The organism is Devosia albogilva, assembly GCF_042685625.1.
In the GTDB taxonomy this organism is placed as follows: Bacteria; Pseudomonadota; Alphaproteobacteria; order Rhizobiales; family Devosiaceae; genus Devosia; species Devosia albogilva.
In genome coordinates this window covers 2,329,786-2,343,662 of the sequence record NZ_JBHUNP010000001.1, presented here as the reverse complement: position 1 = coordinate 2,343,662, position 13,877 = coordinate 2,329,786, and the positions used below count along the sequence as shown (strand labels likewise).

At 66.4% G+C, this 13,877-nt stretch carries 10 protein-coding genes; 5 read left to right on the top strand and 5 right to left on the bottom strand.

All coding sequences use genetic code 11. The annotated features are described in order from the left end of the window. Positions 1–57: 57 nt before the first annotated feature. Positions 58–1,125 carry an ABC transporter ATP-binding protein gene (locus ACFSX5_RS11800; RefSeq protein WP_386833661.1) on the top strand — a complete coding sequence of 356 codons (1,068 nt, stop codon included), beginning with the start codon at positions 58–60 and terminating at the stop codon, positions 1,123–1,125. On the opposite strand, the gene ACFSX5_RS11795 is transcribed toward ACFSX5_RS11800, so the two are convergent. From ACFSX5_RS11795 to ACFSX5_RS11780, 4 genes are all read right to left on the bottom strand, one after another. Then, positions 1,080–2,948, bottom strand: a complete 1,869-nt coding sequence (locus ACFSX5_RS11795; protein WP_386833659.1) for a glycosyltransferase — start codon at positions 2,946–2,948, stop codon at positions 1,080–1,082. The two genes, ACFSX5_RS11800 and ACFSX5_RS11795, sit on opposite strands and share 46 nt — an antisense overlap. A gap of 200 nt (positions 2,949–3,148) precedes the next feature. Next, complete coding sequence (locus ACFSX5_RS11790; RefSeq protein ID WP_386833658.1) at positions 3,149–4,165, bottom strand: Hsp33 family molecular chaperone; 1,017 nt, start codon at positions 4,163–4,165, stop codon at positions 3,149–3,151. Between the two features lie 125 nt (positions 4,166–4,290). Next, positions 4,291–5,223, bottom strand: coding sequence for an ornithine carbamoyltransferase (argF, locus tag ACFSX5_RS11785; protein WP_386833657.1), 933 nt, complete (start codon positions 5,221–5,223; stop codon positions 4,291–4,293). 236 nt (positions 5,224–5,459) lie between these two features. Beyond that, positions 5,460–6,659, bottom strand: a complete 1,200-nt coding sequence (locus ACFSX5_RS11780) for an aspartate aminotransferase family protein (protein WP_386833655.1) — start codon at positions 6,657–6,659, stop codon at positions 5,460–5,462. A gap of 354 nt (positions 6,660–7,013) precedes the next feature. Between ACFSX5_RS11780 and ACFSX5_RS11775 the strand changes: the two genes are divergently transcribed. Next, the gene (locus ACFSX5_RS11775; protein ID WP_386835631.1) at positions 7,014–7,583 is read left to right on the top strand and encodes a GcrA family cell cycle regulator; all 570 of its coding nucleotides are present in this window, start codon (positions 7,014–7,016) and stop codon (positions 7,581–7,583) included. A gap of 587 nt (positions 7,584–8,170) precedes the next feature. Here ACFSX5_RS11775 and ACFSX5_RS11770 read toward each other — a convergent pair. Beyond that, the gene (locus ACFSX5_RS11770) at positions 8,171–9,640 is read right to left on the bottom strand and encodes a mannitol dehydrogenase family protein (protein WP_386833654.1); all 1,470 of its coding nucleotides are present in this window, start codon (positions 9,638–9,640) and stop codon (positions 8,171–8,173) included. Between the two features lie 91 nt (positions 9,641–9,731). On the opposite strand from ACFSX5_RS11770, the gene ACFSX5_RS11765 reads away from it, so the two are divergent. From ACFSX5_RS11765 to ACFSX5_RS11755, 3 genes are all read left to right on the top strand, one after another. Further along, positions 9,732–10,670 (top strand): sugar kinase, encoded by a 939-nt coding sequence (locus tag ACFSX5_RS11765; protein ID WP_386833653.1) that lies wholly within the window; start codon positions 9,732–9,734, stop codon positions 10,668–10,670. A 124-nt stretch (positions 10,671–10,794) separates the two neighbouring features. Further along, positions 10,795–11,325, top strand: a complete 531-nt coding sequence (locus tag ACFSX5_RS11760; RefSeq protein ID WP_386833652.1) for a biliverdin-producing heme oxygenase — start codon at positions 10,795–10,797, stop codon at positions 11,323–11,325. Beyond that, entirely contained in the window at positions 11,312–13,858 is a 2,547-nt protein-coding gene (locus ACFSX5_RS11755; RefSeq protein WP_386833650.1) for an HWE histidine kinase domain-containing protein, read from the top strand. Before ACFSX5_RS11760 ends, ACFSX5_RS11755 begins: the two co-directional genes overlap by 14 nt. Positions 13,859–13,877 lie beyond the last annotated feature (19 nt).

Sequence of the window (13,877 nt, the reverse complement as noted above, 5' to 3'; positions counted from 1 at the left end):
AGGGAGGGCAGAACACCTGCCTTGCGTCTTGTTCTTGCACCTATTTCGAGTTGAACCATGGCCGCCGTTACCCTGAGTGAAGTCCGCAAGGCCTATTCCGGCTTCGAGGTGATCCACGGGATCGATCTCGAGGTGCAATCGGGCGAGTTCCTGGTGCTGGTCGGGCCGTCCGGCTGCGGCAAGTCGACCCTGTTGCGCATGATCGCCGGGCTCGAGGAGATCACCGACGGCACGATCGCCATCGGCGACCGTATCGTGAACGACCTGCCGGCGAGCCAGCGCAACCTGTCGATGGTGTTCCAGTCCTATGCGCTCTACCCGCACATGAGCGTGCGGCGGAACCTGGCGTTCGGCCTATCGAACCTCAAGATGCCGAAGGCCGAAATCGAGCGGCGGGTCGCGGAGGCGGCGCGCATCCTCAGGATCGAGGAACTGATGGAGCGCAAGCCCCGCCAGCTCTCCGGCGGGCAGAAGCAGCGCGTCGCCATCGGCCGGGCGATCGTGCGCGAGCCGCAACTGTTCCTGTTCGACGAGCCGCTGTCGAACCTCGATGCGGAACTCAGGGTGCAGATGCGGGTGGAACTGGCCAATCTCTACAACCGGCTCGGCACCACCATGATCTATGTGACCCACGATCAGATCGAGGCCATGACCATGGCCACGCGGATCGTGGTGCTCAACCAGGGCAATATCGAGCAGGTCGGCACGCCTTACGAGCTCTACAACTTCCCGCAGAACCGGTTCGTCGCCACCTTTATCGGCTCGCCGCGGATGAACATGATCGAGGCGATGGCGAGCGGCGGACGGGCGGAACTGCCGGATTTCGGCAGCCTGACGCTGACAGAAGCAGCGCCGGCGGGACCGATCAGCGTCGGGGTGCGGCCCGAGCAACTGCAGCTCGGGGAAGGCGGCGACGTCCTGGCAGCGGGAACGGTGCGCCTGGTCGAGTATCTCGGCAGCGAGAGCTACCTGCATGTGGCGCTGAGCTCCGGCGAGGTGCTGCTGGTGCAGGTGCCGGGGCGGGCCGATCACCGGATGGGCGACAAAGTCACCGTCTCGTTGAGCGCGCGCAACGCCCACTACTTCGACGCCAAGGGCCAGCGGATCGGCCTGTTCGACAGCTGAAGCCGCTTGGGTAGCGTGTCGCGCCCGGCGGGCCGGTGCGGCGTCTTGAACCAGAAATAGGGACGGCGGGCGAGGTCCACCGCCGCCCGCAGCATCGCCAGCGCCACGATGATCCAGTAGAACGGCAGCAGCGCTTGTGGCGCCATCAGTTCGCGCCGGCCGAGCCGCTTCAGGCCGGCCAGGTTGAGGGCGAGTGCGCTGCCATAGCCCAGCACGAGCACACCGCCGTAAAAGGCCGACCAACCCGGATGCGCCGGTATGGGCAGATGACCGGTGACGAGGCCGGCGGCGAACACCAAGACGAAGCCGACATGCAGCAAGGGCCCGGTGATCATGCCGAGCGCCAGGATTTCGAACGCCAGAGCGGGGCCGAACCCGGTTTCGCGGGCAAGCCGCCGCGGATTGCGGTTGTGGACGATGAAGGTCTGCATCCAGCCCTTGAGCCAACGGGTGCGTTGGCCAAGCCAGGGGACGAAGCGGGTCGGCGCGCTCTCGACCGTGCAGGAATCGAGCACATCGACAGCGAGGCGCCGGCGGGCGAGACGCAGGCCGAGGTCAGCATCCTCGGTGACGTTGTAGGCGTCCCAGCCCCCCACCTCGCGCAGCACGGAGATCCGGAAGTGGTTGGAGGTGCCACCAAGCGGCATCGGCAGGCGCCAGCGGGCCAGCGCCGGCAACAGCACGCCGAACAGCCCGGCATATTCTCCGGCAAACATGGTCGCGAGCCAGGACGAGCGGCCGTTGTCGATCTCGAGCCGGGCCTGCAGGCAGACGAGCTCCGGCGCGTCGCGGAAGCGCAGCGCCGCCTTCCATAGCTGCGCCGGATCGGGGACGTCCTCGGCATCGAAGACGACGACGAACTCGCCGCGGCAGAGCGGCAGCGCATAGTCCAGCGCCTTGGGCTTGGTTCGAGGGGCGGCGTCGGGAACCCGCACGAGGCTGAAGCGGGGATCGCCGAGCCTTTCGGTCACCGCAGCGACGGTTTCGGGCGAAGTTTCCTCGACCACGAAAACGATGTCCAGCCGCTCGGGCGGATAGTCCAGGTTGCGCAAGGCCGCAAACAACTGCGGCACCATCTGCGCCTCGTCGCGCAGCGGCACCAGCACCGAATAGACCGGCAGTTCGGCATCGTCCGGCCGCTGCGGCGGTGCGCCTGCGCGAGGGCGGGTGCCGAGCGCCGCGAGCCGGATAATGCTCGGCGCCAGCAGCAGAACGATGACCAGCGGCAAGAGCAGATACTGGAAGTGGTAAGGGGCGACGAGGACCAGCGCCACCAGCAGGACAAGTGCGGCGATGAACGCCAGCCGCGCCGCGCGCGTCAGTTCCAGATGTGCGCTTGCATAGGGCCAGCGACGGGCGAGGCGCTGACGGGCGCTGTCGATGAGTGCCTTAGCCGCGCAGCGGGAAACGAAGTCGCGGAGGGCAGTGTCGGGAACGAGGCAGATCTTGTCGCGCAGGTCCGGGTTCAGCCGGCGCTGCTCTGCCAGCCGCAGGACGCGGGTGAAATCGGGGGCCGAGAAGACCACCGGCCTGCCGAGAACGACCAGGCCGAACGAGCGCATCTCGGACAGGGCGTCGAGGCGGTCGGGGTCGATCTGCCGCTCAAGGCCACGCGGGACGGTTTCGTGGAAGGCGAGATCGGCCCAGCGAGCGGCGCGCTGCATGACCAGCGTTTCGTTGATGCCGAGGCTCGAGGCGCAATAGCGCAGCGGGTCGACTTCGCGTGCCAGGGCATCATCGAGGACGTCGCGGGCGATATCGGGGTGGACCGGTGTTTCGCCGTCGCCCAGAACCCAGCAGAGAAGATCGACGGCGGCGGACACTCCGGTTCAGCCTGCGAGCAAGACCGAAACAGGTGCTTGCATCCCATAGGCGCGCGCAAACGACCATACACTGCAGCAGCCCATGGTCGCCCCCACGCCCATTGCACCCCGTCAGAAGCAAAGCGTAGCACAAAGCTGCGTCGCCGCAAGAAGAGAGCTTCCTGCGGCGACCAGACGTCTCTAGAGCGAGCGGACTTTGATTAGTTCGGCTCGAACTGATGCGGGTTGAAGTGGTAGGCGGTGGAGCAGAACTCGCACACAACTTCGATTTCACCGTCGACCGCCATTTCCTCGCGGTCTTCGGCAGTGAAGCTGTTGGCGAGCATGTCCTCGATGCGATCGGCGGAGCAGGTGCAGCGCTCCTCGAGCGTCATCGGCGCGAACACGCGCACACCGGTCTCGTGGTAGAGCCGGAACAGGAGCCGCTCGGAGGTGAGGTCGGGATCGGCCAGTTCCAGGTCATCGAGCGTCGCCAGCATGGTGCGGGCCTCGGTCCAGCCATCGGCCTCGACGAAGTCGGGATCCTTCATGGCCGGGTTGTCGAAGTCGCCGTCGCCCGGCAGGTCGGCCATGGTGGCCCCGCCATGCTCGGGCAGGTGCTGGATCAAGACGCCGCCGGCGCGCCAATGGGGGCGGTGATCGCCCTTTTTGGTGAACTCGGCAACGGCCAAGCGCACTACGGTGGGGATCTGCTCGGACTGCATGAAATAGGTGTGCGCCACCTCTTCCAGCGAGTTGCCGTTGAGGGCGACGATGCCCTGGTAGCGCTCGGTGTGCGGACCCTGGTCGATGGTCATGGCGAGGTGGCCGTTGCCCAGCAGCTCGCCGGGACGGGTACGACCCTCTTCGGCGGCCTTGACCAGGAGGTCATGGTCGAAGCGGGCATAGCCGCGCATGCCGTCGGGGGCGTCGAAGTCGACAACGATCAGGTTCACCGGGCCATCCGTCTGCGTCTGCATGATGAAGCGGCCGTCGAACTTGAGCGACGAGCCGATCAGCGCGGACAGCACCACCGCTTCGCCAAGGAGGCGCGCGACGGGAGCGGGATAGTTGTGGCGCGACAGGATGGTGTCGAGCGCCGCGCCCAGCCGCACGCTTCGGCCGCGGGTGTCGAGCCTGTCGAGGGTGAAGGGAACGACGGTGTCGTCGACGCTTTCGGGGCGATCGAGCCCCAGGGCGCTCATCAGGTTCTCGGTCATGGTCGTCGTGTCCGTCATCGTGTTCTTCCGCGAAGGCTAAGCCTTGGGTGCAGGATGCGCCACCTCGGCAATGAATAAGCGCGTCATCCCCGCACAGGCAGGAATGACGCCATGGTCAATGCGAAGCGGGCGATCCGCCGGGGTTAGTTGGTCTCGACCCCGAAGGCCCAGCACAGAATGGCTTTCTGGGCATGAAGGCGGTTTTCGGCCTCGTCCCACACCACCGACTGCGGACCGTCGATCACCTCGTCGGTCACCTCGTCCCCGCGATGCGCGGGCAGGCAGTGCATGAACAGGGCATCCTTGTTCGCCAGCGCCATCAAATTGGTGTTGACCTGGTAGGGTTTCAAGACCCGCCGGCGCTCGGCGGCATCGACGTCGCCCATGGAAACCCAGGTGTCGGTGATCACAAGATCGGCACCTTCCACGGCCTCGCGCGGATCCTCGATCAGTCGCACGGCATCGCCGGCGCGGCGGATGTCCTCCATGAGGTCCTTTTCGGGGCTGTATTCCTCGGGCGTGGCGATGGTGAGCTGGCAGCCGAACAGTTCGGCGGCATTCACCCACGAATGGAGCACGTTGTTGCTGTCGCCGACCCAGGCGACCTTGGCGCCGCTGATATTGCCGCGATGCTCCTCGAAGGTCATCAGGTCAGCCATGATCTGGCACGGATGGGCGCGGCGGGTGAGGCCGTTAATCACCGGCACGCTCGCGCCTTCGGCCAGTTCGAGCAGGTCGGCATGGGAGAGGATGCGGATCATGATCGCATCGACATAGCGGCTCATGACCTTGGCGGTGTCTTCGAGGGTCTCCTCGCGGCTGAGCTGCATCTCCTGGCCGGAGAGCATGATGGTCTCGCCGCCGAGCTGGCGCATGCCGACGTCGAAGCTGACACGGGTGCGGGTGGACTGGCGCTCGAAGATCATCGCCAGCACCTTGTCCTTGAGCGGCTGCGGGCGGTCGCCCTCCTTGAGGCGGCCCTTCAGCGACACGGCCACGTCGAGCATGCCGCGCAGTTCGGGATAGGTGAAATCGTCGATGGAAAGAAAATGCTTTGGGGTGCCGGTCGTGGTCATGGGCCGGGGTCCTTTGTGACGCTTGGGTCCTGTGTCCGAAGGGACATCGTGAACCTTGAACATTTCCGGTGTCATCCCCGCGAAAGCGGGGATCCATCTTGAGATCTCAGGATGGGCCCCGGCTCAAGGCCGGGGTGACACCGAGTGTGTGGTGGGGCGTGAACCCCGTCCGCCCCCTCAGGGCGGAGGGAACAAACCGCGTCGGCGGCGGCCGAAATGGTAGAAGACCAGCATCGTCAGCTCGCCGCGGCGGTGGAGGCGGTTTCGGCTTCGATGGCGTCGAAGGCGGCGCCGAGCTTGCTCATGGCCTCTTCGATATCGGCCTCGGTGATGATCAGCGGCGGGATCAGGCGCAGGACGTTGTCCCCTGCCCCGATGGCGAGCAGTTGGTGGTCGTCGCGCAGGCGGGCAACGAAGTCCCGCACCGGCGGCGCGATCTTGATACCGGCGAGCAGTCCCTTGCCGCGCATCTCGAGCACGTAGTCCGGGTATTTCTGCGCCAGTTGCTGTAGGTGCCAGCCGAGGCGCTGGCCCATCTGGTTCACATGATCGAGGAAGCCGGGGGCGGTGATGCGGTCGAGCACGGCATTGCCGACCGTGCACGCGAGGGGGTTGCCGCCATAGGTCGAGCCGTGGGTGCCGGGCACCATGGAGGCTGCGACCTCTTCGGTGGCGAGGCACGCGCCGAGCGGGAAGCCGCCGCCGATGGCCTTGGCGACAGCGACGATGTCGGGAGTGATGTCGGCCCATTCATGGGCAAAGAAGCGCCCGGTCCGGCCAAAGCCGCACTGCACTTCATCAAGGATAAGGACAAGTCCGTGCTCGTCGCACAGCTTGCGCAGGCCCTGCATGAACTCGACGGACATGGCGGTGACGCCACCCTCGCCCTGCACCGGCTCGATCAGGATGCCGCAGGTCTGCGGACCGATCAGCGCCTTCACCGCCTCGAGGTCACCCGGCTTGGTGTGCTTGAACCCGGGCATGGGCGGGCCGAAGCCTTCGAGGTAGGACGGGTTGCCGCCGGCGGCGATGGTGCCGAGGGTGCGGCCATGGAAGGAGCCAGTGAAGGCGATGATCTCGTAGCGATCCGGCTCGCCCTTGGCGAAGAAGTAGTGCCGCGCCGTCTTGATGGCGCACTCGATCGCCTCGGCACCCGAATTGGTAAAGAACACCCGGTCGGCGAAGGTAAGGTCGACCAGCCGCTGCCCCAGCCGTTCCTGCTCGGGAATGGTGAAGACGTTGGAGGTGTGCCAGATCTTGTCGGCCGCAGCCTTCAGCGTCGACACCAGGTGCGGGTCGGCGTGGCCAAGGGCATTAACGGCGATGCCGGAGTGGAAATCGAGATATTCTCGGCCCTGCTGGTCGTACAGTCGCACGCCCTCGCCCCGCTCGAAAGCGAGATCGGACCGGGCATACGTGCCGTAGAGCGCAGACATGGTGGGCCTTCCTTTCAGGGGTGGCATCTGGAGCGTGGCAAAAGCGCCACAAAAACCAAAAACGCGCTTGTTTGCAGCGCGTTTTCGGCAGTGGAGTTAGGGCGAATTCGCCTCCGAAGTCAATCATTCGCCCGCAAGTGACTGATTTGACTCATTGATCGTTAAGCAGATTTTAACCGGTGGAATGTCGGGGAAATCGGAGCCCGACTCTTGATCCCGATTCCAGCGCTGCGGTAGTCTGCTGATCAACGGGAGACACGACATATCGTGTGGCGGACCCGCCTATCATACGACGCCTAGCGTTCTACGGCTGCCATGCCGTGTGGCAGCACATGGAAGGATTCTGTGTTGACGATGGTTTCAGAAGCGCAAACGGCAGGCTGGACCGAGGAGCGTGTCGAGCTCCTCAAGAAGCTCTGGATGGAAGGCCTCAGCGCCAGCCAGATCGCTGGCGAGCTCGGCCAGGGCGTGACCCGCAATGCGGTCATCGGCAAGGTGCACCGGCTAAAGCTGTCGGCCCGCGCCAAGCCCACCAACACGACGCCTCGCGCCCGGCCGGCGGCTCCGCGTCCGGCGGCGCCCCGCCGCGTGACCGGCACGAGTTCCGGTCTCGGCGGCGCGGCGAGTGCCGCCGCCAAGGTGCGCCACACCATGCCGCGGCCGCAGACCATCGGTGCAACTGCCCTGGCCGCAGCCCCGGAGATGGAAGCCGAGCTCTATGTCGCCCCGGCGGCCGAGCTCTACATCCCCGAAGAGAAGCGCCTCTCGCTGCTGCAACTCAACGAGCATACCTGCAAGTGGCCGATCGGCGACCCGCTGACCCCGGACTTTTATTTCTGCGGCCAGCATAGCCTCGAAAGCGGCCCCTATTGCGAGTTCCACTCGCGGCGGGCCTATCACCAGCTGGACCGCAAGAAGCGGTAAGTTGGGTGAAATGAGATGAAGGGGCGCCGCGGGGCCCCTTTTTGTTTGGGTCGTGGTGGAACGTGCCCGCGTCGGGCGGTCCCGTTTCTATCGCATCGTCAGGCATCCGCCGCTTCCCGCTAACCAAACGTTGTGCCTAGCGGAGGGAGGGTGCCGGTGTGAGCACTGCCTGGACCACCGGGACAAGCCCGGTGGTGACGATGGCGGGGAAAGCGAGGCCGCTGCGCCCTCGCGCCTTTGTCGGCCCCCTCTTATCGTGCCGTCATTGCCGGGCTCGTCCCGGCAATCCACGCCGACCTCGCCAAGCATCCGCGCTTCCCGCCAACCACAGGCCATCCCCGCGAAAGCGGGGATCTCTTCTTCCCCGGCCAAACAGAGTGGATTCCCGCCTGCGCGGGAATGACGTTGTGATGGGCCGAGGTGCCGGGCGAGCACTGGATGGACCACCGGGACAAGCCCGGTGGTGACGATGGCGGGGACATCGAGGCCGCTCCGCCGCCGTCGCGCCTTTTTCGGCCCCCTCCTATCGCGTCGTCATTGCCGGGCTTGTCCCGGCAATCCAGTCTTGGCGCGAGGCCGATGAGGCCCTATCCTGCCACGTGCCGCACCGTCTCCGCCGCGCCTTCATCGAACAAGGTATCGAGGTGGCCTACCACGGCGCTGCGGAACACGTTGTTCCCGGCCAGATCGGTGCCGAAGACTTCGTTGAGGGCAGCGAGCCCGTCGAACAGGGCTTCGGCATCTTCGCCGGCGTCGGCGGCGATGGCCATCATGCGCAGGGCGAGCGGATCGCGGACGTCGATGGCTTCGCCGTCTTCATCGACGCCGGTGACATAGCGCATCCAGGCGGCGACGCCGAGGGTGAGGCGGGTGGTCGACCCGCCGGCGGCCAGCCGGTCGCGGATGGTGCCGAGCAGGCGCTGCGGCAGTTTCTGCGAGCCATCCATGGCGATCTGCCAGGTGCGGTGCTTGAGGGCCGGGTTGGAGAAGCGTTCCAGCAACTGGTCACGGTAGGCGGCCAGGTCGACATCGGGCATGTGCAGGGTGGGGATGACTTCCTCGGTCATCAAGCCATGGATGAGCTTGCGAAAAGCCGGATCGGCAACCGCATCGGAGACGTGCTCGTGACCGGCAAGGTAGCCGAGATAGGCAATGGTCGAGTGCGAGCCGTTGAGCATGCGGAGCTTCATGCGCTCGAAGGGCTCAACTTCGCTGGTGAGTTGCGCACCGGCGGCGGCGAAGTCTGGGCGGCCGCTGGTGAACTCATCCTCGATCACCCACTGGGTGAACGGCTCGGCCATCACCGGCCAGGCATCCTCGGCGCCGATCAGCGCGGCAACGGTTTCGCGGTCGGCGTCGGTGGTGGCCGGCACGATGCGGTCGACCATGGTGGAAGGAAATGCCACCTGCTCCGCGACCCAGTCACCGAAGCCATCCTCGCGCAGGGCGGCGAAGCGGGTGACGATGCGCTTCACCGTGGCGCCGTTGGACGGCAGGTTGTCACAACAGAGCACCGTGAACGGCGCGATGCCGGCGGCGCGGCGGCGGGCAAGCGCCTCGACGATCAATCCCGGGGCCGAACGCGGCGCCGACGGGTTGGCAAGATCGTGGACGATGTCGGGGTGGCGCGCGTCGAGTTCGCCGGTTGCCGGATCATGACAATAGCCCTTCTCGGTCACCGTCAGGGAGACGATGCGAATCTCCGGTGAGGCCATCAGTGCGATCAGCGCCTCGCGCTCGGCATTGGCGTCCAGCACGCCAAGGATCGAGCCGATAATGCGCGGATGGGTGCCCGCGGCGTCGCGAATGGCAACGGTGTAGAGGCCGTCCTGCGGCTCCAGCGCCTCCTTGGTGTCCGGCCGACGGAGGCTTGCCCCGACGATGCCCCAACTCGGGTCACGATCGAGCAGATCATCGACATAGACAGCCATGTGGGCGCGATGAAAGGCGCCGATGCCCAAGTGGACGATGCCGGGGGTAACCGCGCTGCGATCATAGCTGGGCACGGCGGCCCCGGCTGGTGGGTGGGCAAGAATGGCGGCGCTCAGGCGCGGCATGGGAAACTCCGAAGCGGTGACCGCGGCACCATAGCGGCTGCGGTTCTTGTATGGAAGATCGGGCTTGCGATGGGACCGCCTTTACCTGCATATGCCGGACGCAACAAGGAGGATCGGCGTGGCACAGCGTTTCGTCAGCATCGGGGAATGCATGATCGAAATGAGCGGCGGCGAGGACCGGCAATACCGGCTCGGCTATGCCGGCGACACCCTCAACACCGCCTGGTATATGCGCGCCCTGCTGCCGCAGAGCTGGGACGTCGACTATGTGACAGCGCTCGGCGAGGACCGCTACTCCCGAGATATCCGCGGTTTCCTCGACAGCAACGGCATCGGCACCGGCCGTATCCAGACTATCGCCAACCGCCGTCCCGGGCTCTACCTGATCCACCAGGAAGCCGGCGACCGCCATTTCACCTATTGGCGCGACACCTCCGCAGCCAAGCTGCTGGCTGACGACAAGCCGGCGCTGCATGCAGCGGTCGATGGCGCGAGCATGGTCTACTTCTCCGGCATAACGCTCGCGATCCTGGCGCCCCGCGCCCGCGGGCGGTTGCTCGGGGCGGTCGTCAAGGCGCGCGACGCCGGTGCGAAGGTGGCGTTCGACACCAATATCCGCCCCGCGCTGTGGTCGAGCCAGCGCGCGATGATGGGCGTGCTGACGGCCGCGGCGAGCCTCTGCGACATCGTCTTGCCGACCCATGACGACGAGGCCCCCTTGTTCGGCGACGCCTCGCCGGAAGAGACCGCAGCGCGCTATCTCGAGCTCGGGGTGGAGGAAGTTGTGGTCAAGAACGGCGCCAAGCCGGCCCTGATCGCCACAGCACACGAACAAGTGAGTGTCGCACCACCGCCAGCGGCACAGGTGGTGGATGCGACCGGCGCCGGCGACAGCTTCAACGGCGGCTATCTCAGTGCCCGGCTTGCAGGAAAGTCGCTGCGGGACGCGGCAGAAGCAGCGCACCGGGTGGCCGGAATCGTCATCGGGCACCGCGGCGCACTGGTCGATCCGGCTCTGCTCGGCGGCTAAACTCGCTCTGCGCCACGGGTTTCCATCACCGTCCGGCGGAATAGTTGGTGACGTAGGGAGCCGGAGGGCATAGGTTGGCACGACGCCAACCACGCAAAGCTCCCGCCACGTGCCTCAAGCCTCCTTGCGCGATGACCTGCGCCAGGCCACCCGTGACATTCACCAGCAGCTCGACGATCTCGTCGGCGGCTTCGGCACGCTGGCGGAGTATCGGCGGTACCTCGTGGCCAGCCACACCTTCCGGCGGGCCGCTGAATCGGCGCTGCCGGCACGGGAGTCGAGCTGGGCTGCACTGAGCATCGTGAACGCCGCGGAGCGCGATCTTGCCGATCTCGGCTGCGCGCCGCGCGCCGGAGCGCCTGCCCTGCCCCAGGCCAAGCTGTCGGAAGCCTGGAGGCTCGGGGCGCACTATGTGCTCGAAGGCTCGGGCATCGGGGCGCGCCTGTTGCTGCGGCGGGCCGAGGCGCTGGGGCTCAGCGGCGCCTTCGGCGCGCGGCACCTGGCGCAGCAGGCGGCCGATCGCGAGCGCTGGCCGCGGTTCCTCGCCCTCCTCGACACCTCCGACGCCGATCGTGTGGATGCCCGTGCGGGCGCTCATGCGCTGTTCTCACTCGCCCTTGCGGCACACAGGGAGGTGCAGCATGAACGCTCCTAGCCGGGTCGACCTGACCAATTGCGACCGCGAGCCGATCCACATTCCGGGCAGCATCCAGTCGCATGGGTGCCTGATTGCCTGCGATGCGAGCGCCATCACCATCCGCCGGCACTCGCGCAACCTGGATGACATGCTCGGCACCGTCAGCGACTGCAACGGGCGCAACCTGGCCGAAGTCCTCGGGCAGGAGGTCGCCCATTCGGTCCGCAACGCTCTGGCGCGGACGCAGGAGGGCAGCCGGGCCGCGCTGCTGTTCGGTCAGACGCTCCCCAGTGGCCGCCGCTTCGATGTGTCGGTGCACCGCTTCAAGGGCGCCGCCATCGTCGAGCTGGAGCCGGCCGATGACGCCATCGCGCCGCCGCTGGAACTGGCAAGGGCGATGATCGGGCGCATCGCCGCGATCGAGACGGTGGACCGGCTGATCCGCGACACCGCCCGGCTGATCCAGGGCATGCTGCACTACGACCGGGTGATGATCTACAGCTTCGGGGCGGACGGCGCCGGCAAGGTGCTGAGTGAAGCCAAGCGTGGCGACCTCGAGAGCTTTCTCGGCCAGTATTTCCCGGCGTCGGACATTCCGCAGCAGGCGCGGGCGCTCTATCTCAAGAACACCATCCGCATCATCTCGAACTCAAATCCGCAGCCGGTGCCGGTTGAGCCCGTGCTCGATGCTTCGGGCGAGCCGCTGGACCTCAGCTTCGCGCATTTGAGAAGCGTTTCGCCGATCCATTGCGAGTATCTGCGCAACATGGGCGTCGGCGCCTCGATGTCGATCTCGATCATTGTCGAGGGCCAGTTGTGGGGGCTGATCGCCTGCCATCACTACTCGCAGCGCACGCTGACCATGGCCGAGCGCGTGGCCGCCGAAATGTTCGGGCAGTTCTTCTCGCTGCATCTCGAGGCCCTGCACCGCAAGCAAACGCTGGATGCAGCGACCCGCGCCCGCGCCTTGCTCGACCGTTTCCTCCAAGCCAGCTCTGGCAGCCGCGATTTCGGGCAAATCCTGCGCGAGCGCCTGCCTGAGTTCCAGGAACTGATCGCGTCCGACGGGCAGGCGCTGTGGATCGACGGCAAGTGGACCACGAGCGGTACCGTCCCGCCCGCAGCGGCGTCGGCAAGCCTGGTGCGCTTTGCCGAAGCTGCCACCGAGGGCCGCGTGTGGGCGACGCACCAGCTCTCGGCTGTGCTGCCCGGTGCGGAGGAGTATGCGCCGGACGCCTCGGGCATGCTGATCATTCCGCTGTCGCAGCGTCCCCGCGACTACATGTTCTTCTTCCGCAAGGAGCTGGTGCACACGCTGGACTGGGCGGGCAATCCGGACAAGGTCTACGAAACCGGCCCGATGGGCGACCGGCTGACGCCGCGCAAGAGCTTTGCCATCTGGAAAGAAACGGTCCGCCAGCAGTCCGCGCCATGGACGGCTTCGGAGCGGCAGTTTGCCGAGGCAACCCGCGCGGCGCTGGTGGAAGTGGCGCTGCGGCACAGCGAATTGCTGGCCGACGAGCGCAACAAGGCGGAACTCCGCCAGCGAATGCTGAACGAAGAGCTCAACCACCGGGTCAAGAACATCCTGGCGGTGATCAAGTCGCTGGTGAGCCAGCCTTCCGAGAGCGGGCATTCGCTGGAAGATTACGTCCAGTCACTGCGCGGGCGCATCCAGGCGCTGTCGCATGCGCATGATCAGGTGATCCGCGGTGATGGCGGCGGCGGGCTCGCGGAGCTGGTGCGGGCCGAGTTGTCGCCCTATGGCGGCGAGGGCCGCACGGTGGAACTCAGCGGCCCCGCAGTGTGGCTGAACGCCCAGGCCTTCTCCGTGATGGCGCTGGTGCTGCACGAACTGTCGACCAATGCGGCGAAGTATGGCGCGCTGTCGCGATCCGGCGGCAGGCTGAAGGTCGCCTGGAGCGTTGCGGAAACCGGGTCCCTGCACCTCGACTGGGTCGAAAGCGGCGGTCCGCCGGTGCGGCCGCCGTCACGGCGGGGCTTCGGCACCGTGCTGATCGACCGGTCGGTGCCCTTCGACCTCGGTGGCGACAGCCATGTTGCCTACAACCCTGACGGTGTGGTGGCGAAGTTCCGCGTTCCCGGCCGCTTCGTCTCCGTGGAGCGGGCGAGCGCGGGGAAAAGCATGCTGGAGGCGCCCACCGTGGCGGAGCCGGTGCATGCGGTTGCCGGACGCCGGGTGCTGATCGTTGAAGACCAGATGCTGATCGCGCTCGATCTCGAGCAGATGCTGACCGATGCCGGCATCGAGGTCGTCGCCACCGCGCCGAGCGTGCGTGAGGCCTTGTCGGTGGTGCAGAAGCAGCCCATCGACGCCGCTATCCTCGACGTGAATCTAGGCGCGGAGAATTCGGCCGACGTGGCCGACGCCCTGGCCGAGCGCGGCATCCCGTTCCTCTTCGCCACCGGCTATGGCGATGGCGGCGCCCTGCCGGAACAGCACGCAGCGGTTACGGTGGTTCGCAAACCCTACGAAGCTGCAGCGATCGTGCAGCAGCTGCAGCGGTTGCTTGGAACCAACATAAGCTAACCGAATATCGGAACCACAT